This window comes from Pigmentiphaga soli (genome assembly GCF_039541095.1).
GTDB lineage: Bacteria > Pseudomonadota > Gammaproteobacteria > Burkholderiales > Burkholderiaceae_B > Pigmentiphaga > Pigmentiphaga soli.
Genome location: NZ_BAABFO010000003.1, coordinates 140,806 through 164,272, shown reverse-complemented (window position 1 = coordinate 164,272; position 23,467 = coordinate 140,806). Strand labels below are relative to the sequence as shown.

General features: G+C 69.9%; 22 protein-coding genes. 7 read left to right on the top strand and 15 right to left on the bottom strand.

Annotation, left to right across the window (positions count from 1 at the left end):
- Position 1: 1 nt before the first annotated feature.
- Complete coding sequence (locus ABD927_RS04415; RefSeq protein WP_345246720.1) at positions 2-727, top strand: ferritin-like domain-containing protein; 726 nt, start codon at positions 2-4, stop codon at positions 725-727.
- A gap of 26 nt (positions 728-753) precedes the next feature.
- Here the strand turns inward: ABD927_RS04415 and ABD927_RS04410 are convergent, their stop codons facing one another.
- The gene (locus ABD927_RS04410; RefSeq protein WP_345246718.1) at positions 754-1,233 is read right to left on the bottom strand and encodes a hypothetical protein; all 480 of its coding nucleotides are present in this window, start codon (positions 1,231-1,233) and stop codon (positions 754-756) included.
- A 69-nt stretch (positions 1,234-1,302) separates the two neighbouring features.
- On the opposite strand from ABD927_RS04410, the gene ABD927_RS04405 reads away from it, so the two are divergent.
- Positions 1,303-2,622 carry an SDR family oxidoreductase gene (locus tag ABD927_RS04405; protein WP_345246716.1) on the top strand — a complete coding sequence of 440 codons (1,320 nt, stop codon included), beginning with the start codon at positions 1,303-1,305 and terminating at the stop codon, positions 2,620-2,622.
- The gene (locus tag ABD927_RS04400; protein ID WP_345246714.1) at positions 2,607-3,068 is read left to right on the top strand and encodes a DUF2269 family protein; all 462 of its coding nucleotides are present in this window, start codon (positions 2,607-2,609) and stop codon (positions 3,066-3,068) included. Before ABD927_RS04405 ends, ABD927_RS04400 begins: the two co-directional genes overlap by 16 nt.
- 20 nt (positions 3,069-3,088) lie before the next feature.
- On the opposite strand, the gene cyoD is transcribed toward ABD927_RS04400, so the two are convergent.
- The 9 genes from cyoD to ABD927_RS04355 all read right to left on the bottom strand — a co-directional run bounded on the left by cyoD (position 3,089) and on the right by ABD927_RS04355 (position 11,982).
- Positions 3,089-3,448 (bottom strand): cytochrome o ubiquinol oxidase subunit IV, encoded by a 360-nt coding sequence (gene cyoD / locus ABD927_RS04395; protein WP_345246712.1) that lies wholly within the window; start codon positions 3,446-3,448, stop codon positions 3,089-3,091.
- On the bottom strand, positions 3,448-4,083 hold the full coding sequence (cyoC, locus tag ABD927_RS04390) for a cytochrome o ubiquinol oxidase subunit III (RefSeq protein WP_425570177.1): 636 nt from the start codon (positions 4,081-4,083) through the stop codon (positions 3,448-3,450). Before cyoC ends, cyoD begins: the two co-directional genes overlap by 1 nt.
- Complete coding sequence (gene cyoB / locus ABD927_RS04385; protein ID WP_345246710.1) at positions 4,080-6,053, bottom strand: cytochrome o ubiquinol oxidase subunit I; 1,974 nt, start codon at positions 6,051-6,053, stop codon at positions 4,080-4,082. Before cyoB ends, cyoC begins: the two co-directional genes overlap by 4 nt.
- Before the next feature lie 7 nt (positions 6,054-6,060).
- Positions 6,061-6,963 (bottom strand): ubiquinol oxidase subunit II, encoded by a 903-nt coding sequence (cyoA, locus tag ABD927_RS04380; RefSeq protein WP_425570176.1) that lies wholly within the window; start codon positions 6,961-6,963, stop codon positions 6,061-6,063.
- Positions 6,964-7,154: 191 nt separating this feature from the next.
- Positions 7,155-7,706: a response regulator transcription factor gene (locus ABD927_RS04375; RefSeq protein WP_345246709.1), complete on the bottom strand. Its 552-nt coding sequence runs from the start codon at positions 7,704-7,706 to the stop codon at positions 7,155-7,157.
- Positions 7,703-8,911, bottom strand: coding sequence for an ATP-binding protein (locus tag ABD927_RS04370; protein ID WP_345246707.1), 1,209 nt, complete (start codon positions 8,909-8,911; stop codon positions 7,703-7,705). Before ABD927_RS04370 ends, ABD927_RS04375 begins: the two co-directional genes overlap by 4 nt.
- A gap of 59 nt (positions 8,912-8,970) precedes the next feature.
- The gene (locus ABD927_RS04365; protein ID WP_345246706.1) at positions 8,971-9,960 is read right to left on the bottom strand and encodes a glycosyltransferase family 9 protein; all 990 of its coding nucleotides are present in this window, start codon (positions 9,958-9,960) and stop codon (positions 8,971-8,973) included.
- 183 nt (positions 9,961-10,143) lie between these two features.
- Positions 10,144-11,010 carry a glycosyltransferase family protein gene (locus ABD927_RS04360; RefSeq protein ID WP_345246704.1) on the bottom strand — a complete coding sequence of 289 codons (867 nt, stop codon included), beginning with the start codon at positions 11,008-11,010 and terminating at the stop codon, positions 10,144-10,146.
- 42 nt (positions 11,011-11,052) lie between these two features.
- A complete protein-coding gene (locus ABD927_RS04355; RefSeq protein WP_345246702.1) occupies positions 11,053-11,982 on the bottom strand; it encodes a hypothetical protein in 930 nt (309 codons plus the stop codon).
- Between the two features lie 116 nt (positions 11,983-12,098).
- On the opposite strand from ABD927_RS04355, the gene ABD927_RS04350 reads away from it, so the two are divergent.
- The gene (locus tag ABD927_RS04350) at positions 12,099-13,544 is read left to right on the top strand and encodes an MFS transporter (protein ID WP_345246700.1); all 1,446 of its coding nucleotides are present in this window, start codon (positions 12,099-12,101) and stop codon (positions 13,542-13,544) included.
- Positions 13,545-13,573: 29 nt separating this feature from the next.
- Entirely contained in the window at positions 13,574-14,083 is a 510-nt protein-coding gene (locus ABD927_RS04345; RefSeq protein WP_345246698.1) for a DinB family protein, read from the top strand.
- Positions 14,084-14,114: 31 nt separating this feature from the next.
- Here the strand turns inward: ABD927_RS04345 and ABD927_RS04340 are convergent, their stop codons facing one another.
- On the bottom strand, positions 14,115-14,309 hold the full coding sequence (locus tag ABD927_RS04340) for a DUF3008 family protein (protein ID WP_345246696.1): 195 nt from the start codon (positions 14,307-14,309) through the stop codon (positions 14,115-14,117).
- Positions 14,310-14,528: 219 nt separating this feature from the next.
- Between ABD927_RS04340 and ABD927_RS04335 the strand changes: the two genes are divergently transcribed.
- Both ABD927_RS04335 and ABD927_RS04330 read left to right on the top strand, forming a co-directional pair.
- Positions 14,529-16,031: an MFS transporter gene (locus tag ABD927_RS04335; protein ID WP_425570181.1), complete on the top strand. Its 1,503-nt coding sequence runs from the start codon at positions 14,529-14,531 to the stop codon at positions 16,029-16,031.
- A gap of 2 nt (positions 16,032-16,033) precedes the next feature.
- A complete protein-coding gene (locus tag ABD927_RS04330) occupies positions 16,034-18,451 on the top strand; it encodes a penicillin acylase family protein (protein WP_345246692.1) in 2,418 nt (805 codons plus the stop codon).
- 11 nt (positions 18,452-18,462) lie between these two features.
- Here the strand turns inward: ABD927_RS04330 and ABD927_RS04325 are convergent, their stop codons facing one another.
- The 4 genes from ABD927_RS04325 to ABD927_RS04310 all read right to left on the bottom strand — a co-directional run bounded on the left by ABD927_RS04325 (position 18,463) and on the right by ABD927_RS04310 (position 23,467).
- Complete coding sequence (locus ABD927_RS04325) at positions 18,463-19,431, bottom strand: Bug family tripartite tricarboxylate transporter substrate binding protein (protein ID WP_345246690.1); 969 nt, start codon at positions 19,429-19,431, stop codon at positions 18,463-18,465.
- Between the two features lie 52 nt (positions 19,432-19,483).
- A complete protein-coding gene (locus ABD927_RS04320; protein WP_345246689.1) occupies positions 19,484-20,560 on the bottom strand; it encodes a TauD/TfdA family dioxygenase in 1,077 nt (358 codons plus the stop codon).
- 214 nt (positions 20,561-20,774) lie between these two features.
- Positions 20,775-22,211 (bottom strand): efflux transporter outer membrane subunit, encoded by a 1,437-nt coding sequence (locus tag ABD927_RS04315; protein ID WP_345246687.1) that lies wholly within the window; start codon positions 22,209-22,211, stop codon positions 20,775-20,777.
- Between the two features lie 14 nt (positions 22,212-22,225).
- Positions 22,226-23,467 (bottom strand): efflux RND transporter periplasmic adaptor subunit, encoded by a 1,242-nt coding sequence (locus ABD927_RS04310; RefSeq protein WP_345246685.1) that lies wholly within the window; start codon positions 23,465-23,467, stop codon positions 22,226-22,228.

Sequence of the window (23,467 nt, the reverse complement as noted above, 5' to 3'; positions counted from 1 at the left end):
CATGGAAGACGAAAGCAAACTGGGCATGAACCATACGGGCATGCAGATGGCGCCGATCGAAGGGCCGAGGGCGGTGGCCTTCGCCCGCGAGATGCCGGTCGACGTGCTGGCCGGCCGCGATGCGTTCGCGATGGAACGCACCGCCTACATCGAGGTGGCGGACCGGATCGGCTCGGTGCCGGTGCCCGGGACGGTGAAGGGCATGATGCAGACCGCGCTGGGCAAGATCACCGGCAAGGCGCCCGAGGTGCTGGTCGACAAGCTCGGCCAGCGCCTGGCCTTCGAACGCACCGGAACCCGCCTCTACGAGGCCCTGATCACCAAGGTGGAGGCCGCCGAGCTGGGCCGCACCAAGGATATGTGCAGAGACCTCCACCGCATCTGCAGCGAGGAAGGACAGCACGTATTGCTGCTGAAGCGGGCGATGGAGTCGATCGGCGCCGACCCCACGGCGCAGACGCCGTGCGCCGACACCTCGGCCGTGGCGTCGATGGGCATCCTGCAGGTCATCACCGACCCGCGCACCACGATCAACCAGTGCCTCGACGCCATCCTGACTGCGGAGCTGACCGACAACGCCGGCTGGGAGCTGCTGATCGCGGTGGCCCGGCAGACCGGGCACGGCGCCATGGCCGATTCCTTCGACGCCGCGCTGGAGGAGGAAAGCGAGCACCTGGCGATGGTCAGGAACTGGCTGGCCTCGCGGGTGCTGGAAGAAGCGACCTGAGCGGGCGTCGGCCAGGGCGGCCGCGGCTAGCCGCGGCGGCGCGGCCGCGCCAGCGCCAGCCCGGCGGCGAAGGCAAGGTAGACCAGCGCCAGCGAGCGTCCATCCAGCCGCCGCTCGAAGCCGGGCGTGAAACGGCGCGGCGTGGCCTTCAGGTCCACCGCACAGGCGACGGCGGTGACCGCGAGCGCGGCCAGGCCGCGGCGTGCGGCGCGCTGCCTGCCCGGCCGGCCGTGCAACAGCCGTTCGTAAACCGTCGCCCACAGCACCGACATGGCGTGGTGGATGGCGTAGCCGGCCACCGTGTGCCGCAGCGTGCCGCGCTGCTGGTGCAGCGCCTCTTCCTCCCACAGCCAATGGCTGACCGCGTTGACGGGGGCGAACACGCTGTCGCAGTCGCGCGCGCCGCGCCACGCTAACATGGCCGTGGAAGCCAGGCTCGCCATGCTGCCCGACGACCACGCCGCCTTCGCCATTGCCAAACCATGGGAATCGATCTCTTGCTTCATCGGTTTTCGCGCTCCATCGCTACGGTCCGTGCCTACGATTGCATGGGCACGGCGGACAGGCTGTAACGGATGGTGCGCGCCGAACCCGGTCCGGCCCGCGCCCGCGTCCTGCTGCTGGGCGCCACCGGCTTCCTCGGGCGGCACATCGCCCGCGAGCTCGCCGCGGCCGGCCACGCGGTGGTGGCCGGCGCGCGCAGGCCGCCGGCCCGGCCGCTGCCGGCCGCCGTCCACGTGGAGGTGGATTTCGAGCAGGGCTGCGACCCGGCGTACTGGCTGCCGCTGCTCGACGGCATCGACGCCGTGGTCAACGCCGTGGGCATCCTCAAGGAGTCCGCCGGCGCCCGTTTCGCGGTTCTGCACGAGCGCGCGCCGCAGGCGCTGTTCGCAGCCTGCCGGCAGGCCGGCGTGCGGCGGGTGGTGCAGGTTTCGGCGCTGGGCGCCGACGCCGGCGCGCGCAGCGCCTATCACCTGAGCAAGCGGGCGGCCGACGACTACCTGATGTCGCTGGGCCTGGATGCCGTGGTGGTGCAGCCGTCCCTGGTGTACGGCCCGGGCGGCGCCAGCGCGCGCCTGTTCGGCATGATGGCCAGCCTGCCGCTGGTGCCGCTGCCGCGCGCCGCGCGGGCGCCGGTGCAGCCCATCCACGTGGATGATGCGGCGCGCGCGATCGCGCTGCTGGCCGACCCCGGCCGGCGCTGCCCGCCGAAGGTGGCGCTGGTCGGGCCGCAGCCGCTGCCGCTGCGCGATTTCCTGTCGGCCCTGCGGACGGCGCTCGGCGTGCCGGGGCGGCTGCGCGTGGTCGAATTGCCGCGGGCGCTGACGGCATGCCTGGCGCGGCTGGCGGCGGCGCTGCCGGGCGCGGCGCCGGACCGCGAAACCCTGGCGATGCTGGAACGCGGCAATACCGCCGATCCCGCACCGGTGCGCGAGCTGCTCGGCGGCCCGCCGCGGCCGCCGGCCGCGTTCGTCGCGCCGGACGAGGCGCCCGCCGCCGCGGCCCGCGCCCGCCTGGACTGGCTGCTGCCGGTGCTGCGCGCCAGCCTGGCCTGCCTGTGGATCGGCACCGGCATCGTGTCGCTGGGACTGTATCCGGTCGAGTCGAGCTACGAGCTGCTGCGGCGGGCCGGCACGCCGGGCTGGCTGCGGCCGTTCGCGCTGTACGGCGCCGCCGCGCTCGACATCCTGCTGGGCCTGCTTACCCTGTTGCCGCGCGCGGGCCGGGCCTTGTGGGCGGGGCAGGCCGCCTTGATCGCGTTCTATACGGCCGTGATCACGTGGAAGCTGCCGGAATTCTGGCTGCATCCCTACGGCCCGGTGCTGAAAAACCTGCCGATCCTGGCCCTGCTGCTCCTGCTGTATCAACTGGAACGACCATGGAATACGCGCTAACCAAGTGGATCCACATCCTGTCGTCTACCTTGCTGTTCGGCACGGGCATCGGCAGCGCCTTCTATCTGCTGGCGGCCACCCTGGGGCGCGACCCGCGCACGGTGGCCGCGGTGGCGGGCTACGTGGTGATCGCCGACGCGCTGTTCACGGCCACCACCGCCGTCATCCAGCCGTTGACGGGCTGGTGGATGATGCATGCCGTGGGCATGGCGTTCGCGGGCTGGCTGCGCTGGTCGGTGGGCTTGTACGTGGCGGCGCTGGCCTGCTGGCTGCCGGTGGTCTGGCTGCAGGTGCGCCTGCGCGACCTGGCGCGCGCGGCGGCGGCCCGGGGAGAACCGCTGCCGGCCGCCTACTGGCGGCTGTTCCGCATCTGGGTGGCGCTGGGGGTGCCGGCCTTCGCCGCCTTCCTGGCGATCTTCTACCTGATGACGGCCAAGCCGTCGTGACGGCAGCCGCCGGCCCGGCGTCACATTTCCCGCATCTGCTGCATGGTGGGCATGTCGGGCATCATGTGGGCGTTCATGTTGTGCAGCACCCAGGCCGAGCCGCCCACGATGATGGCGATGATCAGCAGCGTGAACAGGAAGGCCGACAGGTTGTCGCGCTGTTCGCGCGACAGCCCCATGTGGAGGAAGAAGATCAGCTGCACCAGCAGCTGGGCCACGCACAGCGCCAGCAGCCCGGCCAGCGCGGTGCCTCGCGCCACGGCGCCGCCCATCACCAGCCAGAACGAGGCCGCGGTCAGCGCGATCGACAGCGCGAAGCCCACCACGTAGGAACCCATGCCGCCGTGGCCGGCGTCGTGCGTAGAGGTATGGTCGGCCATCACAGCGCTCCCATCAGGTAGACGAAGGTGAACACGCAGATCCAGACGATGTCCAGGAAGTGCCAGAACAGGCTCAGGCAGGCCAGGCGGCGCTGCGAGACGGCGTCCAGCCCGTGGCGGCCGATCATGAACAGCGACACCGCCATCCAGATCAGGCCGGCCGTCACGTGCAGGCCGTGGGTGCCGACCAGCGTGAAAAAGGCCGACAGGTAGGCACTGCGCTGCGGGCCGGCGCCCTCGGCGATGAGGTGGGTGAATTCGTACAGTTCCATGCCGACGAAGCCGGCGCCCAGCACGAAAGTCGCCACGATCCAGCCCGCGACGCGGGCGGTCGAACCGCTGCGCATGGCCAGCATGGCCAGGCCGAAGGTGAAGCTGCTGGTCAGCAGCAGCATGGTTTCGACCGCCACGAAGGGCAGTTCGAACAGTTCCTTGCCCGACGGGCCGCCGGCGGTGGCGCCCGACAGCACGGCGAAGGTGGCGAACAGCACGGCGAAGATGAGGCAGTCGCTCATCAGGTAGATCCAGAAGCCGAATACGGTCTTGGATCCGTCGTCGTGGTGCTCGTCGTGGCCGTGGGCGTCGTGATGGCCGCCCAGCGCGCCGGACAGCGTCATTTCGGTATGCATAGTCATGCCGCCTCCTGCATCGGTGCCAGCCGGGCGGCTTCGATGCGCGCCACTTCGGCGGCCGGCACGTAGTAATCGGTGTTGCGCGAGGCCGCGCGCACCAGGAACGCGACTATCATGCCGGCCAGCCCGATGGCCCCCAGCCACCAGATATGCCAGATCAGCCCGAAACCCATCGCGAAGCTGAAGGCGCCCATGTAGACCCCGATGCCGGTGTTGCGCGGCATATGGATGTCCTGGTAGCGGGCGGGGCGCGCCGCGCCGCCGCGTTCCTTGTCGTGCCAGAACTGGTCCAGCTCGTTGACCTGCGGCACGTGGGCGAAGTTGTAGAACGGTGGCGGCGAGGAGGTGGACCACTCCAGCGTGCGGCCGCCCCAGGGGTCGCCCGTCAGGTCGCGGTTCTGCTCGCGGTCGCGGAAGCTGACGTAGAGCTGCAGCAGCATGAACGCGATGCCCACCATGATGATCGCCGCGCCGAACCAGGCCACGATCAGGTAGGGCTGCCAGCTCGGGTCGTCGTAGTGGTTCATGCGGCGCGTCATGCCCATGAAGCCGAGCACGTACAGCGGCATGAAGGCGACGTAGAAGCCGACCAGCCAGCACCAGAACGCGTACCGGCCCAGGCGCTCGTTCAGCTTGAAGCCGAAGGCCTTGGGGAACCAGTAGGTCAGCGCCGCGATGCAGCCGAACACCACGCCGCCGATGATGGCGTTGTGGAAGTGCGCGATCAGGAACAGGCTGTTGTGCAGCACGAACGACACGCCCGGGATCGCCATCAGCACGCCGGTCATGCCGCCGATCACGAAGGTGATCATGAAGCCCAGCGTCCACAGCACCGGCGTGGTGAAGCGCACGCGGCCGCGGTACATCGTGAACAGCCAGTTGAAGATCTTCACGCCGGTGGGCACCGAGATGATCATCGTCGTGATGCCGAAGAAGGCATTGACGTTGGCGCCCGAGCCCATGGTGAAGAAGTGGTGCAGCCAGACCAGGAACGACAGCACGCCGATCGCCGCCGTGGCGTACACCATCGACTTGTAGCCGAACAGCGTCTTGCCCGAGAAGGTGGAGATGATTTCCGAGTACGCGCCGAAGCAGGGCAGGATCAGGATGTAGACCTCCGGATGGCCCCAGATCCAGATCAGGTTCACGTACATCATGATGTTGCCGCCGAGCTCGTTCGTGAAGAAGTGCATGCCGAGGTAGCGGTCGGCGGTCAGCAGCGCCAGCGTGGCGGTCAGCACCGGGAAGGCGGCGACGATCAGGATGTTGGTGACCAGCGCGGTCCAGGTGAACACCGGCATCTTCATCAGGCTCATGCCGGGCGCGCGCATGCGCAGGATGGTCACGATGAAGTTGATGCCGCTCAATGTGGTGCCGAGCCCGGATATCTGCAGCGCCCATATGTAGTAATCGACGCCCACCCCCGGGCTGAACTCGGTGCCCGACAGCGGCGGCATGGCCAGCCAGCCGGTGGTGGCGAACTCGCCCACGAACAGCGAGAGCATGGTCAGCGCCACGCCCGAGCCGAACAGCCAGAAGCTGAGCGAGTTCAGGAAGGGGTAGGCGACGTCGCGGGCGCCGATCTGCAGCGGCACCACGATGTTCATCAGCCCGGTGATGAAGGGCATGGCCATGAAGAAGATCATGATCACGCCGTGGGCGGTGAAGATCTGGTCGTAGTGGTGGGGCGGCAGGAAGCCTTCGTTGCCGCCCGCCGCCACCGCCTGCTGGGTGCGCATCATCAGCGCGTCGGCGAAGCCGCGCAGCAGCATCACCAGCGCGACGATGATGTACATGATGCCGATGCGCTTGTGGTCCACCGTGGTGAACCATTCCTTCCACAGGTACGTCCACTTGCCGGCGCGCGTGATGGCGCCCAGCAGCAGGGCGCCCAGCACGAGGACGCCGGCCAGCGTGCCCATGACGATCGGTTCATGGTACGGGACGGCGTCGATGGAGAGTTTTCCGAACATGGCTTGCTTACTCCGTCGGCGTGTCGGTAGGGGAAGTGCACATGGCCAGGCCGGCGGGCTCCACGTGCTGGCGCAGGATGGAATCGAACAGGCCCGGCGTGGCCGAGGCGAAATATTCCGTCGGCGCGCGCGTGCTGGGCTGGGCCAGCGCCTGGTAGCTGGAGGGCGTGAGCTGTTCCTGCGAGGCCTTGGCGCGAGCCACCCACTGGTCGAAGCCCTGCGGGGTGGTGGCGATCGCCTTGAAGCGCATGTCGGAGAAACCCGCGCCGCTGTAGTTGGCCGAGATGCCGGGGTATTCGCCGGCTTCGCGCGCGATCAGGTGCAGGCGGGTTTCCATGCCGGCCATCGAATAGATCTGGCTGCCCAGGCGCGGGATGAAGAAGGAGTTCATCACCGTGGCCGACGTGATGCGGAACTGCACCGGCACGTCGACAGGGAAGGCGATCTCGTTGACGGTGGCGATGCCTTGCTCCGGATAGATGAACAGCCATTTCCAATCGAGCGAGACGACCTCGATCACCAGCGGCTTGACGGCCGGGTTGGACGCCTGCAGCGGCCGGTAGGGGTCCAGCTCGTGGGTGCTCTTCCACGTGATCACGCCCAGGATGCCGACGATGATGACGGGAATGGTCCACACCACGACCTCGATCGCGGTGGAGTGCGACCAGGTCGGCGCGTAGTCGGCGCGCGTGTTGGAGGCCCGGTACTTCCAGGCGAAGTACAGGGTCAGCGCGATCACCGGGATCACCACGATCAGCATCAGGCCGAGCGCCGTCAGCAGCAGGGTTTTCTCGTGGGCGCCGATGTCTCCCTTGGGAGAGAGAATGGCCATGTTGCAGCCGCCGAGCAGCAGCGTGGCGCCGGCACAGGCCAATGCCCGCGCCGCGCCGGCGATTGGAAATTTGCTCACTTCAGCCTTGGGGGATGGGGTTGCGGTACGCCGCGAATCCTAGCGCCGATGCGTCATGCTGCCCTGCGACAAAAAGTCGCGCGCAGCATGTCGCGGGGCTGAATGCCGGCGATTCCGGGGCCGGACCGAAGGAGGGGGGCCGGCCTGCCGGCCCGAGGGGGTGCGACGATTGGACGCACCCTGGGGCAGGGTTATTCGGGTTCCGGACCGCGTTCGGGCCCCGGCCGCTTGGCCAGTTTGCGCTGCAGCGAACGGCGGTGCATGTTCAGCAGCCGGGCGGCGGCCGAGACGTTGCCGCCGGTTTCGTGCATGGCCTGCTGGATGTGCTCCCACTCCAGCCGGTGCAGCGGGATCATGGTCGATTCGACCGCCACCGCGTCGCCCTTGTGGCGCTCCAGCGCGCGCAGGATCATCGGCGCGGTGGCTGGCTTGGGCAGGTAGTCGTCGGCGCCGCGCTTGATGGCGTCGACCGCGGTGGCGATGCTGGCGTAGCCGGTCACCAGCAGGATGCGCATGTCGGCGCGCAGGGCGCGCAGCGGGCGGATCAGGGTGAGGCCGGAATCGTCGCCCAGCTTCAGGTCGACCAGCGCGAACGCCGGGCGGATCTCGTCGGCCACGCGCAGCGCCTCGGCGATGGAGGCGGCGGTGCGGGTTTCGAGGCCGCGCCGGGCCAGGCTGCGCTGCAGCGTGGTCAGGTAGAGTTCGTCGTCGTCGATCAGCAAGCCGACGTCGGTGTCGTTCATGGCCAATACTCGATATGTTCCAGCGGCAGCCGGAAGCGGATCCGCACGCCGCCGCCTTCGGCCCCGGTCATCGTCATTTCGCCGCCGAGCCGTTCCACGGTGGCGTGCGACAGCGCCAGCCCCACGCCCAGCCCGCCCGGCTTGCCGCTGCGGAACAGCGTGGCCGGCAGCAGGGTCTGGTTGGGATCGAAGCCGCGGCCGTAGTCTCGCACCTCGCCGCCGAGCGTGCCGTCGCGGTACTCCAGGAACAGATCAACGCGCGGCACGCCGGCCTGTTCGCCGGCATCGGCGGCGTTGTTCAGCAGCGCCTGCAGCAGGTGGGCCACGGACGGGTCCACGCGCAGCGAGGCCGGCAGCGAACCGGTGCGGCGCAGTTCGATCGCGGGCCGCACCAGCCGCCATTGGCCGACCACCTGTTCCAGGTCCACCTCAGCAGGGACCGCCAGATTGCGGATTCGTTCGCGGCACAGCGCCAGCAGTTCGGCCATGGTGGCCGCGTCCGCGCGCAGCGCGTCGGTATCGGCCTGGGCCTCGATTTCGTCGATCAGCAGCGTCATGGTGGCCAGCGGCGTGTTCAGTTCGTGCGCCATCGCCGCGGCGTGGGTAGCCAGCGCGACGATGCCTTCATTGCGGGCGAAGCGTTCGCGCAGCGCGGCCAGTTCGCGCTCGCGCCGGCGCAGGTCGGAGGCCAGCCGGGTGGAGAAATAGACGATGACCGCCATCGAGATGACGAAATTGGCGGCGATGCCCCACAGCAGCAGTTCGTAGGCGTTGCCCTCCACCACTAGGGGCTGGCCGAAGGCGGCGGCCGCGGCGTAGCCGACCAGGCCGGCCAGCGCGGTGGCCAGCGCCCAGCGGCGCGGCAGCGCCAGCGCGGCCAGCGCGATCAGCACCAGGAACAGCATGCCGAACGGATTGGTGATGCCGCCGCTCCAGCCGACCATCCAGGCCAGCACCGCAATGTCGACCAGCAGGTGGGCGAACGCGGTGGCGTGAGGCTGGGCGTCGGGATCGTCGTGGCGCAGGCGCACCAGCACGTACAGGTTGAAGGCGGCCAGCACCGCCACGCCGCCCCATAGCGGGTGCAGCGGCAGATCCAGGCCGAGTATGGCGCTGGCTACGAGGATGGTGGCGGCCTGCCCGCCGATGGCCAGCCACCGCAGGCTGCACAGCAGGCGCAGAAAGGAGATCTCGGTACGGGGCATGCCGGAATACTAGAACATGGCGCGGACCGGGCCTGCGACGATCGGTCGCACCCGGCGGTTCAGCGCGTGGACTGGCGGGGGCCGGGCAGGGCGTCGGAAACCGGCAGGATGGTGCCCGCGGAGCCGGCGGCGCCCAGCACGGGCAGGCTGGCGGCGTCGGCCGGCCCGGGGCCGAAGGCGCGCGGGGTATCGGCCACCCGCCGGCGCAGCGTTTCGATCGCCGCGGCGACCTTGGAGACCGGCAGCAGGTACTTCCACGAGACTTCCCGCAGCCAGCGGCCGGGCACCACCGGCGGCGCGGTGATCGCCAGGCTGGGGGCCCAGCCCGGCGCCCAGCGCAGGGCGATGCGCGGCCGGATGGCCAGCGAAACGGCCGGCACGCCGACGTTGGACGCCAGGTGCGCGAGGCCGGAGTCGTTGCCGACGAAAATGCCCGCGGTGCCCAGCCAGCGCGCCAGATCGGCCAGCGATGCGTAGGCCGCGAGCCGGAATCCCTGCGCCTCGACCCAGGCCCAATCGGCCTGCTCGTCGGGCGCGACGACGAACCACGGCTCGTAGCCGTCGGCGCGCAGGCGCCGCGCCAGCCGCAGGAAGCGCCGGGGCAGCCATTGCTTGTGGATGTCGCTGGCGGTGGGGTGGATGGCCACGCGATTGCGCACCGCCGCGGCGCCGGCGTCGGCCGGCGCCACCAGGCCGTTGTCGCGGGTGAGGTTATCAAGCCCGAAGCAGTGCCTGCACAGGTCGAGCTGGATGTCGATCATCGGCTTGACCTGGCGGTAGGTGGGCCACTGGTCCATGATCCAGACCCGAGGATGCCAGTCGCGCACGTCGCCCACCACGTCCGCCTCGTAGGCGTGCAGCACGACGTCGAAGCCTTCCAGGCGCTGGCGGGCCTGCCCGGCGTCGAACGCGGGTTCGATGCGAAAGCCGGGAAACCAGTTGCCCAATGCGGGCAGATGCCGGCTGAAAATCGTAACGGCAATGCCGTGGCGGACCAGATTGTTGGCCACGACCATCGAAATGAGCGTGTCGCCGATCCGCGGCGACATCACGAACGCAACGGACCAACCTTTCTGGATCGAATGTCGGGGGTGGTTGATGGCGGTTCTACCTGGTGTAACGGTTCAGAACGATACAACTTGAACCGTATTATCACATCTGACGCGGGTTGTCTTATATGGTAACCCTGATTTCGGCGATTTCGCGTCAGTGTCCGCCAGGGCCGGCGCCAGTCAGCCGGCGGCGCCGCGCAGGCCGATGCGCGACCAGAACGAGCGCCTGCGGGTGCGCCGGTTGCCGGCGTAGTCGCGCTGCGAGGCCTTCATGGTATCGCCGAAAAGCTGCGGCGCGCGGTAGCGGTCGAGGTCGTAGCCGGCGGCCAGCGCATCCTGGTAGTAGCGGTCGAACAACGCCGCCAGGTCGGCGCGCGGATGGGGCAGCACCTGGCCGTCGAACCAGTGCCGGCGGCCTTCCTGCGCCAGCCTGGGGAAGGCGTACTTGTGGCTGAACTGCGTGCCCATGTCGGAGTAGTGCAGGATACGGATGGCCTCGGCCGGCTTTTCTTCGCCGTCGATATTGTTGTAGTCGGAGTGCAGCGGCTCGATCAGGCCGGGATGGCCGGCGAAATGGCGCATCATGCGCTGGTGCGAATCCGGTTCGGCGCGCAGCCGTTCCACCGGCGGCAGCTGGGCCCGGGCGGCGGCGCAATCCCACACCGTCACGCAGAAGCGCCACGAGTTCTTGCGGCCCTTGCCGGCCAGCACCTTGCCCGGGCCGAAGGGCATGCGCCACAGTCCGGCCAGGTCGCACAGCACGATCATGTCGGTGTCGAGGTAGATGGCGCGCCCCTGGTAGCCGCAGAACGCCGGCACGCCCCAGCGAAAGCCCGAGAACGGCGTGGCCCAGGTTTCGGTGCGCCAGCCCAGCCCGTGCTCCGGCTCGGCATGCCAGAAGCTGGACGGGTCTCTGGACAGGCGCATCCATTCGATGTCGATGGGCAGCGAACAGTGCTTGCGGGCGCTGTACTCGAGCACCATCATCTGTTCGAGGTCGCAGTCGTTCGGATCGCATCCGACGAACAACCTGATCCGGTCTTCCATGCCCATTCCTTCCCCCCTGCATCGAGTGGCCGGCAGCCTTTTTCAGCCGCCCGCCAACGTGTGCCAATCGAGTTGCCGGAACATGTCGCCCGACAGCGCTCCGCGTGGCGACAGGTTCACGATCTGCACGCCCGATTCGCGCAACAGGGCGGCCGCTTGCACGAACGATGGCAGGATGTGGCCCGGCAGGTAGGCGTCGAGCGTGGTCGGCAGGCGGTCGGCGGCCGATTCGTAGAAACGCGGCGCGGCGGCGGCGTCGACGAGATCCACGCCGTGCAGCACGATTTCCGTGAAACCAAGCCAGGCCATGATCTGCAGGGCAGTGTACGCCACCGTCCCGACGTCGAACACGCCTTTGCGGATATCGTGGCCGAATCCCAACGCGCGTTCGAGGTCGAAAATGGCCAGTTCGCTTTCGGAGTGGTCGCGCCGCACCTCGGCCATCGTGCGTGCCGGCAGCCAGGCCCGCCACTGCGGATTTTCCACCAGGAACAGGCGACAGCGCAGCGCCTCGGGCGGCACCAGTTGTAACACGTGCCACAGGCACAGCGGGGTGGTGAACAGCAGCAGGTCCTGCGCCACGATGCGGCGGACCATGCCGGGCCGGGCGCGGACGAAGCCGGTATCGTTGAAACAGTAATAGTCGAATCGCACCGGGTGGCGGTCGGCCAGCGCGATGGCGCCGTTGACGCCCATCACATGGGAGAGCGACAGGCGGCCGTAGTCGATCTCGTTGATGGAGGGGCCGCTGGCGATGATGTGGCCCATGCCGGAGGCGGCGCCGCGCGCCAGCTCCGTGTTGGCCAGCGGCAGTGGCCGGCCCCGGTACGAATAGCCGGCGATGTTGCCGTCGGCGTCGCGATCGACGGCGACATGGGGCCACAGGCGTTCGTTGTGGCGGTAGCGGGGGCCATGGCTGTAGCGGTACAGCAGCTTGAGCGCGGTGTTGGCGAGACGGCGGGAAACAGGCATAGGGCGGCATTGTTCATGCGCCGCGGCCGGATGTCGAGTCCGTCAGCCATGTTAGCATCGTGCCGGCGCGGCAGCGGCACGGCTGCCATCGCGCCCGCCATCACGGGGCCCAAGTCTTGAATTCCCACGCAAATCCTTCCGCCGCCGCGCGGCCCGCGGCCGCCGGCCGGTCCAGCACCTGGATCGCGCTGCTGGTGGCCGTCGCTTTCTTCATGGAAAACCTCGACGGCACCGTCATCACGACCGCCGTGCCGCAGATGGCGGCATCGTTCGGGGTGCAGCCGGTCGACCTCGATATCGGCATCAGCGCCTACCTGCTCGCGCTGGGCGTCTTCATCCCGTGCAGCGGCTGGGTGTCGGAGCGCCTGGGCGCGCGCACCGTGTTCACCGCCGCGATGGCGGTGTTCACCGTATCGTCGCTGCTGTGCGGCTTCGCGCAGGAGCTGAGCCAGTTCGTGGCGCTGCGCGTGCTGCAGGGCGTGGGCGGCGCCATGATGGTGCCGGTGGGGCGGCTGGTGGTGCTCAACAGCACGCCCAAAGAGAAGCTGATCAACGCCATCGCCACGCTGACCTGGCCGGCGCTGGTGGCGCCGGTGCTGGGCCCGCCGGTGGGCGGCTTCATCACCACCTACGCGTCGTGGCGCTGGATCTTCTACCTGAACCTGCCGATCGGGCTGGCGGCGATGGCCGCCGCGCTGGCGCTGATCCCGAACGATCGCGCGGCCGTGCGGCGGCCGTTCGACTGGCCGGGCTTCCTGCTGGGCGGCACGGCGCTGTTCAGCCTGCTGTGGGCGGTCGAGCAGGTGGGCGGCGCGCAGGCCGCCTGGGGCCGGGCGGCGCTGTTCTTCGCGCTGGGCGCCGCGCTGCTGGCCGGCTGCGTGGTCCACCTGCGGCGCGCTGCCAATCCGATGATCGACCTGAGCGTGCTCAAGGTGCCGACCTTCGTGGTCACCATCGCCGGCGGTTCGCTGTTCCGCATGACGGTGGGGGCCACGGCCTTCCTGCTGCCGGTGATGTTCCAAGCCGGCTTCGGGCTCGATGCGTTCCACGCCGGCCTGCTGATGATCGCGATCTTCGGCGGCAACCTGGTGATCAAGCCGGCCACCACGCCGCTGCTGCGGCGTTTCGGCTTCCGGCGCGTGCTGCTGGTCAACGGCGTGCTGAACGCCGCGGCGCTGCTTACCTATGCCTGCATGTCGCCCGCCACGCCGGTGCCGCTGATCGCCACGCTGCTGTTCATCGGGGGCGTATCGCGCTCGATCCATTTCACCGGCCTGAACACGCTGGCCTTCGCCGATGTGCCCGACAACCGGATGCGGCCGGCCAATACGCTGTTCAGCACGGCTTTCCAGCTGATGATGGGCATGGGCGTGGCGCTGGGGGCGCTGGCCGCGCGCGGCGCCCACTGGCTGAACGGATTGACCGGCATGGACGCGCTGCCGGCCATGGACTACCGGCTGGCCTTCGTGGTGCTGGCGGTGCTGTCGTTGCTGAGCCTGGCCGACGCCTGGCGGCTGCCGCCCGACGCCGGCGACCACGTGGCGCGTCGCCGCGCGCGTTGATTCCACCGGAACCGCAGAGAGGTTTGCCGATGATCGATCACTTCCTCATGTTCGCGCACTACAACGCGTGGGCCAACGGCCGCCTGTACGACGCCGTGGCGGCCCTCGACGATGCCGCGTACCGGGCCGACCGCGGCGCCTTTTTCAAATCGGTGCACGGCACGCTGAACCACTTGCTGGTAACCGACTGTATATGGCTGGGGCGCTTCACGGGCGAGGGCGGCCCCGGCTATCGGCTGGACGCGATCCTGTTCCAAGACTTCGATGCGCTGCGCCGCGCGCGGGTGGCGCAGGACCAGGCCATCCTGGATTACGTGGCCGGGCTGGACGCCGCCGCGCTGGAGGCCGACATCCGCTACCGCCGCGTGGTCGACAACGACGACGTGCGGCAGCCGCTGGCGCAGGCGCTGGCCCATCTGTTCAACCACCAGACGCACCATCGCGCCCAGGTCCATACCATCCTGACCGGGCTGGGCGCGGAGGGCCCGGAGCTGGATCTGCTGGCGTACCAGCGCCTGCGGGCCGCCGGACGCGCCTGAGCGCCGCCAGCGGCGGCCCCGATGCCCGGCCTCAGTGGGCCGACTTGGATTTATGGGCCGGCTTGCCCTTCTGCGGGGTGGAAGCCATTTTCTCGAGCTCCTTCTTGCTCATCGAGTCGTACATCGAGCGCGAGGCGCTGTGCAGTTCGCCGGCCTTGCGCTCGCCGCGCTTGGCCGACAGCGCGGCGCCGGCCGCCATCTGCTGGGCTTTCGATTTCGCTGGCATGGGGGATCTCCTTCGCATAGAGGAGCCTGCAGGGCAGCAAGCCCCATGCCCACCGGGCGCCGGGGGCTTTTCATCGAAAGCGGGGCCGCACTCGGTTAGGATAGCGGCGCGCCGCCTGCCGCGGGCGGCCGGAACGGGCACAATGCCGTGCCGCGAGGCTTTCCTTTCGAACGAGGTTCTGCGATGACCGATACCGCCGATTGTTGCCGCAGGGCTGGAATGGGCCTGCAGGCTACGCGGCGCGAATGGATCGGCCTGGCCGTGCTGGTGCTGCCCTGCCTGCTGTATTCGATGGATCTTACGGTGCTGAACCTGGCCGTGCCCCACCTGGCCGTGGACCTGGCGCCGAGCTCGCTGCAGATGCTGTGGATCGTCGACATCTACGGCTTCCTGCTGGCCGGCTCGCTGATCACCATGGGCACGCTGGGCGATCGCATCGGGCGGCGGCGCCTGTTGATGATAGGGGCCGCCGCGTTCGGCGCGGCTTCGGCCGCGGCGGCGTTCTCGACCACGCCTGCGATGCTGATCGCCGCCCGCGCGCTGCTGGGCGTGGCGGCGGCCACGCTGGCGCCGTCGACGCTGTCGCTGATCCGCACCATGTTCGCCGATCCGCTGCAGCGCCGGCTGGCGATCGGCATCTGGGTGGCTGGCTTCTCGGCCGGGGGCACCATCGGCCCGCTGGTGGGCGGCGCGCTGCTCGCGCATTTCTGGTGGGGCTCGGTGTTCCTGCTGGCGGTGCCGGTCATGGCGGCCTTGCTGCTGCTGGCTCCGAGGCTGCTGCCGGAGTCGCGCGATCCGCGGCCGGGCCGGCTCGACCTGGCGAGCGCCGGCTTGTCGCTGGCGGCGGCGCTGCTGGTGATCTACGGCATCAAGCATATCGCCGGCAGCGGGCTGGATGGGCTGGCGATTGCCGCCATCGCGGCGGGAGCGGCCGTGGGCGTGGCCTTCGTGCGCCGCCAGCGGCGCCTGGCCGACCCGCTGATCGATCTCGCGCTGTTCCGCGCCCCCGGCTTCGGGCCGGCGCTGGGCATCAATGTGATGGGCCTGTTCGTGGCTTTCGGCGCCTTCCTGTTCATCGCCCAATACCTGCAGCTGGTGCTGGGCATGCCGCCGCTGGAGGCCGGCATCTGGACCGTGCCGTCTGGGCTGGCCTTCGTCGCCGGTTCGGTGGCCACGCCGGCATTGGCGCGCCGCGTCGCACCCAACTGGCTGATCGCCGGCGGTTTCGCGCTGGCCGCGGCCGGTTTCGCGCTGCTGACGCAGGTGGGCGAGGGCGGCCTGGGCGTGCTGGTGGCGGGCGTGGTGCTGTTCAGCGCGGGGCTGTCGCCGGTCGGCACCGTCACCACCGATCTGGTGGTCGGGCTGGCGCCGCCGGCGCGGACCGGCGCGGCGTCGGCCATTTCCGAAACCAGTTTCGAGTTCGGCGGCGCGCTCGGCATTGCCGTGTTCGGGAGCATCGTCACCGCGAGCTACCGGGCGGCGGTGGCCGATACGCTGCCGGCCGGCCTGCCGCCGGAGGCGGCCGCGGCCGCGCGCGACACCCTGGCCGGCGCCGCCGAGGCGGCCAGCCGCTTGCCGCCGCACAGCGGCGAGGCCGTGCTGACGGCCGCGCGCGCCGCCTTCACGCATGCCTTCGAACTGATGTCGGCCCTGTGCGGGCTGGCGGCGCTGGCTGCCGCCGTGTTTGCCGCGCTGCTGCTGCGCCGCGCGCGGGAGGCCTGAACATGGCCGGGGCAAGACGCCGGATCGCACGCGCGGCGGCCATCGTCGCCGGCGCCGCGGCAGCCGTGCTGGCGGCGGGCGGCGTGGCGGCCTGGCTGTTCCTGCGCGCCAGCCTGCCGCAGCTGGACGGCGAACGCGCGCTGGCCGGGCTGGGCCGGCCAGCGGCGATCGTGCGCGACGCGCAGGGCAGCGTGACGGTGCGCGCCGCCGATCGCCGCGACCTGGCCTTTGCCACCGGCTTTGCGCACGCGCAGGACCGCTTTTTCCAGATGGACTTGACGCGCCGCGCCGCCGCCGGCGAACTGGCCGCCCTGGTCGGCCCGGCGGCGCTGCCGATCGACCAGCGCCGCCGGCTGCATCGCTTCCGCGCGCGGGCCGAACGGGCCTACGCCGCGCTGCCGGCCGCGCACCAGGCGCTGCTGCGCCGCTATGCGGACGGCGTCAACGCCGGCCTGGCGGCGCTCGGCGCGCGGCCGTTCGAGTACGCGCTGCTGCGCGGCAGCCCCGAGCCGTGGCGGCCCGCCGATACGCTGCTGATCATCTACGCGATGTACTTCGACCTGCAAGGCGCCGAGATCGAGCGCGTGCTGTCGCGCGGGGCGCTGCGCGAACTGCTGCCGCCGGCGCTGCTGGCGGCGCTCACCCCGCGCGCCAGCCACTGGGATGCGCCGCTGGACGGCATCGCGCCGGCCGCCGGCGCCGATGCCGCGCCGCCGCGTCCGACCTGGCTGGATACGCCCGACGCGCCCAGGCCGTGGCAATGGGACCGATGGCGGATCGCCGCGGCCGGCACGCCGCCGTCCTCGGCGCTGGGCAGCAATGCCTGGGCGGTGGGCGCGGCGCACGGCGCGGACGGCCGCGCCCGGATCGCCAACGACATGCACCTGGGCCTGCGCCTGCCCAATATCTGGTACCGGCTGACGCTCGAACTTCCGGCCGCCGGCGGCGCGACGCGCCGCGTATCGGGCGTGAGCCTGCCCGGCGCGCCGGTGGTGGTGGCCGGCAGCAACGGCAACGTGGCCTGGGGCTTCACCAACAGCTACGGCCATTTCGTCGACCTGGTCCGGCTCGACGTGGACCCGTCCGACCCGCGCCGCTACCGCGGCCCGGACGGCGCCTGGCAAGAGGCGGCCGAATCGGTCGAGACGATTGCCGTGCGCGGCGCCGAATCGGTCCGCCTGATCGTGCGCGATACCCGCTGGGGACCGATGCTGCAGTCCGGCGGCCGCATCTACGCCGTGCGCTGGATCGCCCATCTGCCCGATGCCGCCAACCTCGCGCTGATCGGCCTGGAGACCGCCGCCGACGTTCCGCAGGCGCTGAGCGTGGTTCGATCCGCGGGCGTACCCACGCAGAACATCATGGCGGTCGACCGCGCCGGCCGCATCGGCTGGACCCTGGCCGGTCCGCTGCCGGCCGCGGCGCTGGACCCGGACGGCTTCCCGGTGGAGGCCGCGCAGGCCGGCGCGCCCCTCGCGCGGCTGCCCGCCGCCGACTACCCGTCCGTGATCGATCCCGCCGGCGGCCGTTTGTGGACCGCCAACAGCACGCAGCTGGGCGACCCGGCGGCCCAGCGCCGGATCGGCGACGGCGGCGCCGACGTCGGCGCGCGCGCCACCCAGATCCGCGATGCGCTGTTCGCCGCCGACCGTTTCGACGAGCCGGCCTTGCTGGCGATCCAGCTCGACGACCGCGCCCGCTGGATCGAGCCGTGGCGCCGCTTGGCGCTCGACACGCTGGACGCCGCCGCCGTCGACGGCCATCCGCAGCGCGCCGACTTCCGCCGCATCGTCGCCGCCTGGAACGGCCGGGCCGACGCCGACGGCGCCGGCTACACGCTGCTGCGCGCCTTCCACGGCGCGTTGTACGAGGCCTGGTTCGGCCCGCTCGACGACCGCCTGGCGGCCGTGGCGCCGGGCCTGTCGGTGCGCCATGCCTCGTCGCGGCTGCTGCCTGTCATGGAAACACTCCTGCGCACCCAGTCCTGGCGGCCGGCCTATGCGGCCGACTGGCGGTCTTTCGTATTGGACCGCATCGACGCCGCCATCGCGGGCCTGACGGCCGGCGGCGCGCGGCTGGACGACGCCCGCTGGGGCGAACGCAACCGGCTGGCGATGATGCACCCGCTGGCCCGCGCGCTGCCGGCGCCGCTGCGGCGCTGGCTGTCCGCGCCGGCGCGGCCCATGCCGGGCGACATCAACATGCCGCGGGTGCAGGGCGCGGCGTTCGGCGCCTCGGAGCGCTTCGCCGTCGCGCCCGGCCACGAAGAAGAGGGCATCATGGAAATGCCCGGCGGCGCCTCGGGCCATCCCTTGTCGCCGTTTTTCCTGGCCGGGCACGATGCCTGGGCCGGTGGCGAACCGGCTGCCTTCCTGCCCGGCCCCGACGCGCACCGCCTGGCGCTGGTGCCGGCGCCGTAGGGCAACCGCTGTCAGTCCACCTTCAGTTTCGCGGCCCGGATCACTTCTCCCCAGCGCCCGGATTCCTCCTTGAGGAAGGCGCCGGCTTCGGCGGGCGTATTGGCGATCGGCGTGCTGCCCAGTTCTTCGATCTTTTTCTTGATCTCGGGACTTTTCATCGCCTCGGCGATGGCGGAGGACAGTTTCGACGCGATCTCCGGCGGCGTGCCGGGCGGCGCCACCATCGCCACCCAGCTCAGGGCGGCGAAGCCGGGCAAGGTTTCGGCAATGGCCGGAATCGCGGGAAAGGCGGGGTGGCGCTGCGGGCTGGTCACCGCCAGGACTTTCATCTTGTCGGTGTTGAAGTACGGCCCGGCGCTGGTCTGGAACGCGAACAGCATATTGATGTGGTCGCCCAGGAAATCGCTCAGGGATTGCGCGCTGCCCTTGTAGGGAACCTGGGTCAGCTCGATGCCCGTCTTCATCTCCAGCATGACGCCCGACAGATGCGACGGCGCGCCGACGCCGGAGGTGCCGTAGCGCAAGGCGCCGGGATGGGCCTTGGCATACGCCAGCAATTCGGCCAGGTTGCCGACGGGCACCGACGGCGTCACCGACAGGAACATCGGCGACGAACTGATGATCGTGACCGGCGTGAAGGCGGTGGGATCGTAGTTGAGCTTGGTGTACAGATGCTGGTTCATCACCAGCGGTCCTTCGGCCGATGCTAGCAGGGTGTAGCCATCCGGGCTGGCCTTGGCCACCAATTGCGCGCCCACGGCGCCGTTGCCCCCGGCGCGGTTCTCGACGACGACGGGATGCCCCCATTTGGCCTGGAGCGCCGCGCCGAACAGCCGCGCCATCGTATCGACGCCGCCCCCTGCCGGGTACGGAACGATGATGGTAATCGGGGCGTGCGGGTATGCCTGGGCGTAGGAGGCCGAGGACAAACCCAGTGCGGCGATGCATAGAAGCCGCCCGAACGATGTGGATTTCACCATGGTCGAGTCATTCCCTGCGTTGACGAAAATGAGGCTGGGCCGCAATGGCGGCTTATTCGGCGTACTCGGCCACGTCCAGCGATACGTTCGGCGTCACGCCGTCGAGCAGCACGCCGCTTCCGACGTAGCCCTGGAACTGTTCCGGTGGCAGGGGACGGGCATCGGGGTCGGACAGCCACAGCCGCAGCAAGTGGCGCTTGCGCGCCGGATCGGGCCAGTCCTCATAGCTGCGCCGGGCGTGCAGCGTCACGCAGTTGTTGAGAAACTGGATGTCGCCGGGCGCGAACGGAATGTCTATCGAGCACTCGACCGCCGTTTCGCGATAGAGCCGGATGGCCTCTTTCTGGATCGGGGTCAGCGGCGGCACGCCTGGCAGCGCCTGCGCCTTGTCGATGAAGGCGCCGGCCCCCACCGCGCTGAAATAACCCTTGTAGAAGGTGAAGATCGGCAGCTTGTAGAAGGGCTGCTCGCCGGGATTCACCTCGCCCGCCTTGGAACGGTAGAAGTCCTTGGCGAGTTCCTCCACCAGATCGGGACGGCGTTCGAGCATGCGGTTGTACACCGTCACGGAACTCGCGACCATGCTCTGGCCGCCGCTTTTCGCGGTGCGCAGGCAGAGCAGGCCGACGTGGGTACAGGCATCCGAATGCAGCACCAGGCCGGCATTCGTCTGATAGGACCGGACGTTGAGATCGGCGTAGTTCGCGCCGGTATCTTTCACGTGCGCGATCAAATGGCCCTTGGCGTTTTGCGAGGTCCGCCGGCCCAGATGATCGCCGATGCCCAGATAGGCAACGGCCTGGCCCAGGCGGTCCAGGCGATCGACGGGAAATCCCCGCAGCATGACCATGCCGCGGCCGTCCACCAGTTCGCGCCGGACGTCGCGCAGAACTTCTCCGAAGCCGCCCAGCCGGAAATTCGACGTGCACACTGCTTCCGGCGGGATGCCGCGGCGCAGCGCGTCTTCGGTCGCCTCCACGATTTCGGCGCAATCGCGATCGCTCAGCCGGTAACTCCACGATTCCAGGGGCGGCAGCGTTTCAGGCGTCCAGCCCGCCGGATCGACGACCGGAGCCATGGGGTACGCCGGCTCTCTTTTCGATGTGCCAAAACTGCGGAAATTGCCCATTATTTTTCTCCAAGCGTTAGAGAAGGCTGCTTGCCTGCAGCCCCTCCGTCTGGTTCGCCGGCGGGAAATGACGGTGACTAGTAACGTTCCAATCTAGGTATTTATTCTTTTTTTGATACTAGTTTTGTGAACATCGTAAGTCAATATTTTTGTGCGGCGCAAGGTGGCGCCTGCGGGCCGAGCCGCATCCGAAGGTGCCAAGAGGTGGGCTGCGTCAGGGACGCGCAGCGGCCAGGTTCGCCCCGGCCCAGTCGCCGCCGAGGGCCTTGACCAGGTAGACGGAAGTCAGCAGCCGCTGCCCGTCGAGCTGCGCCGCCTGGCGTTCGCTGCTGAGCAGGCTCTGCTGGGCGGTGATGACGTCGAGGTAGGTGGTGGCGCCGCCTTCGTAGCGGCTGTTGGCCATGTCGAGCACGCGGCGGGCGGTGGCGACGGCGGTGTGGGCCTGGGTCGAGGCGCGGGAGAGGGCGGCCAGGCCGGTGATGCCGTCTTCCACTTCCTGCATCGCGGTCAGCACGACGCGGCGGTAGGTGGCGACGGAGGCGTCGTAGCCCGCCTGCGCGAAATCCAGGTTGGCGCGGGCCCGGCCGGCATCGAACAGGACCTGGGTGGCCGATACGCCCAGCGACCACAGGATGCTGGATGCTTCGAACAGCGTGGACAGCGTGCGCGTTTCGAGCCCGACCGAGGGCGCCAGCGTCACGCTGGGATAGAAGGCGGCATTGGCCACGCCGATCTGCGCGTTGGCCACCGCCATCGCGCGCTCGGCAGAGGCGATGTCGGGCCGCCGTTCGAGCAGGTCGGAGGGCAGGCCGAGCGGGATCTCGGGCGGCGTCATGTCGCGCAGCTGGGTCGGCAACGAGAATTCCGGCGCCGGCGTGCCGGTCAGCGTCGCGATGGCATGTTCGTACTGGGCGCGCTGGCGGCGCAGCACGTCCACCTGGGTCAGCGTGGTGTCGAGCACGCCTTGCTGCTGGGCCACTTCCAGGCCCGAGGCCGCGCCCAGGTCGTGGCGCGAGGTGACCAGTTCCAGCGCCCGCCGCTGCAGGTCGATCGAGCGCGACAGCACGTTCAGTTCGACGTCGAGCTCGCGCAGGTTGACGTAGTCGGCCGCCAGCTCGGCCGTCAGCAACAGCCGCGTGTTGGCCAGGTCCGCCTCCGACTGCTCGGCCGAGGCCTGGGCGCCGGCGACCGCGCTGCGCACGCGGCCCGCCAGGTCGGCCTCGTAGCTGGCGGTGAACGACAAGGTGTCGTCGTTCTGCACGGTGGAGAAGGTTTCGGACGAATAATTGGTGCGCGGCCGGTTGGCCGAGGTTTTCTGCCGGGCCAGGCGGCCGCCTACGGAAAGCTGCGGGAACAGGCCGGCCGAGGTGGCGGTGGCCGAGGCGCGGGCCTGGGTGAGGCGGGCGGCGGCGATGGCCAGGGTGGGGCTATTGGCGAGCGCACGCTGCTCCAGGGCATTGAGCTGCGGATCGCCGAAGCGTTGCCACCAGGGGCCTTTGTCGTCGGCGTCGCGCGGCGTGCCGGCGCGCCAGGGCGGCTCCAACTTCCACGAAACGGGCAGGTCGACCGCCGGCTTGCTGTAGGGCGGCGGGGTGGCGCAGCCGGCCAGCACGGCGGCGGCCGCGGCGGCCAGCAGGCGTGCGGATTTCATCGCGGGCATGGCTTTCACAGCGGGGTCTTGGCCGGCGCGGCGGCCGGCGCCGGATCGGCCGGCGCCAGCGCCACCCGGTCGCCGTCGGCCAGCGAGTCGGCCGGATTGAGCACCATCCGGTCGTTGGGGCCCAGGCCGTCCAGGATTTCCAGCGTCTGGCCGAAATTGCGGCCCAGCGTCACGGCGTGCAAGTGCACCACTCCCGAATCGTCGACCACCGCCACGCGCGGGCCTTCGCCGCGGAACAGCAGGGCGTTGGAGGGCACCGTCAGCGCCTTGGTGGGGCCGATCTCCAGCGATACCTGGACGTAGGCGCCCGGCATCAGGATGCCGTCCTTGTTGGGCAGCGAGACCTCGACCTGCATGGTGCGGGTGGCGGTGTCGATGGCCGAGGCGATGCGCGCCACCTTGCCCTGGAACTGCTGGCCCAGCAGTTCGGGCTGGGTCACGGTCACGGGCTGGCCGGGCTTGACCATTTGCGAATAGGCCTGCGGCACGTTGACGTAGATGCGCAGCGGATCGGTCTGCGACAGCATGAACAGCGTGCGGCCATTGCCGCCGCCGGCGTCGATCAGATCGCCCACGTCGACGTTGCGGCGGGTGATGACGCCGGAGAAGGGCGCCACCACGCGCTTGAAGCCCTCGAGCTGGCGCAGCCGCTGCTCGTTGGCCTGGGCCGCCGCCAGGTTGGCGCGCGCCTGGGCCGCGGCGCTGCGGCGTTCTTCCAGGTCCTGCTGCGAGACCACGTCTTTCTGCCGCAGACTTTCCCAGCGGGCCACGGTGCTTTGCGCGAAGTTCAGGCTGGCTTCGGCCTGCTGGCGGGCGGCCACCGCCTGCGATAGCTGCTGGTCGATTTCCGGGGTTTCGATCTCGGCCAGCAGTTCGCCTTTCTCGACGCGGCTGCCGATGTCCTTGGTCCAGCGCTTGAGGTAGCCGCTGGCGCGCGCGGCGATGGGCGACTGCACGAAGCCTTGCAGCGTGCCGGGCAGCAGCAGCGACCGGCTGTCGTGGCCGCTGCCCGGCAGCACCGTCTTCACGTACTGCGTGGCCAGTTCGGTGGACTGCGATTCCAGCGCGCGGGCGTTGGCCATGCGGCTGAGCACCGTGCGCCCGGCGCCGATCGCCAGCACCGCCAGCACCACGATGCCGAGGACGCGGGTGCGGCGCATGACCTGGTGGCGCCTGAGCAGTTCGTGCGGGTCCGTGTCGGGATCCAGCGGATGGATGCCCAGCGCCGAATGGCGTTGCTCCGTCAT

Bases quoted from the DNA above. Each gene is read 5' to 3' on its own strand.
- ABD927_RS04400 (WP_345246714.1), top strand. From the start codon at position 2,607: ATGGAATACGCGCTAACCAAGTGGATCCACATCCTGTCGTCTACCTTG.
- ABD927_RS04310 (WP_345246685.1), bottom strand. From the start codon at position 23,467: ATGACGGAGCAACGCCATTCGGCGCTGGGCATCCATCCGCTGGATCCC.
- ABD927_RS04415 (WP_345246720.1), top strand. From the start codon at position 2: ATGGAAGACGAAAGCAAACTGGGCATGAACCATACGGGCATGCAGATG.
- ABD927_RS04335 (WP_425570181.1), top strand. From the start codon at position 14,529: ATGGGCCTGCAGGCTACGCGGCGCGAATGGATCGGCCTGGCCGTGCTG.
- cyoD (WP_345246712.1), bottom strand. From the start codon at position 3,448: ATGGCCGACCATACCTCTACGCACGACGCCGGCCACGGCGGCATGGGT.
- ABD927_RS04410 (WP_345246718.1), bottom strand. From the start codon at position 1,233: ATGAAGCAAGAGATCGATTCCCATGGTTTGGCAATGGCGAAGGCGGCG.
- ABD927_RS04355 (WP_345246702.1), bottom strand. From the start codon at position 11,982: ATGCCTGTTTCCCGCCGTCTCGCCAACACCGCGCTCAAGCTGCTGTAC.
- ABD927_RS04340 (WP_345246696.1), bottom strand. From the start codon at position 14,309: ATGCCAGCGAAATCGAAAGCCCAGCAGATGGCGGCCGGCGCCGCGCTG.
- ABD927_RS04375 (WP_345246709.1), bottom strand. From the start codon at position 7,706: ATGAACGACACCGACGTCGGCTTGCTGATCGACGACGACGAACTCTAC.
- ABD927_RS04320 (WP_345246689.1), bottom strand. From the start codon at position 20,560: ATGGGCAATTTCCGCAGTTTTGGCACATCGAAAAGAGAGCCGGCGTAC.
- cyoC (WP_425570177.1), bottom strand. From the start codon at position 4,083: ATGACTATGCATACCGAAATGACGCTGTCCGGCGCGCTGGGCGGCCAT.
- ABD927_RS04370 (WP_345246707.1), bottom strand. From the start codon at position 8,911: ATGCCCCGTACCGAGATCTCCTTTCTGCGCCTGCTGTGCAGCCTGCGG.
- cyoB (WP_345246710.1), bottom strand. From the start codon at position 6,053: ATGTTCGGAAAACTCTCCATCGACGCCGTCCCGTACCATGAACCGATC.
- ABD927_RS04365 (WP_345246706.1), bottom strand. From the start codon at position 9,960: ATGTCGCCGCGGATCGGCGACACGCTCATTTCGATGGTCGTGGCCAAC.
- ABD927_RS04360 (WP_345246704.1), bottom strand. From the start codon at position 11,010: ATGGAAGACCGGATCAGGTTGTTCGTCGGATGCGATCCGAACGACTGC.
- ABD927_RS04345 (WP_345246698.1), top strand. From the start codon at position 13,574: ATGATCGATCACTTCCTCATGTTCGCGCACTACAACGCGTGGGCCAAC.
- ABD927_RS04315 (WP_345246687.1), bottom strand. From the start codon at position 22,211: ATGAAATCCGCACGCCTGCTGGCCGCCGCGGCCGCCGCCGTGCTGGCC.
- ABD927_RS04325 (WP_345246690.1), bottom strand. From the start codon at position 19,431: ATGGTGAAATCCACATCGTTCGGGCGGCTTCTATGCATCGCCGCACTG.
- ABD927_RS04330 (WP_345246692.1), top strand. From the start codon at position 16,034: ATGGCCGGGGCAAGACGCCGGATCGCACGCGCGGCGGCCATCGTCGCC.
- ABD927_RS04405 (WP_345246716.1), top strand. From the start codon at position 1,303: ATGGTGCGCGCCGAACCCGGTCCGGCCCGCGCCCGCGTCCTGCTGCTG.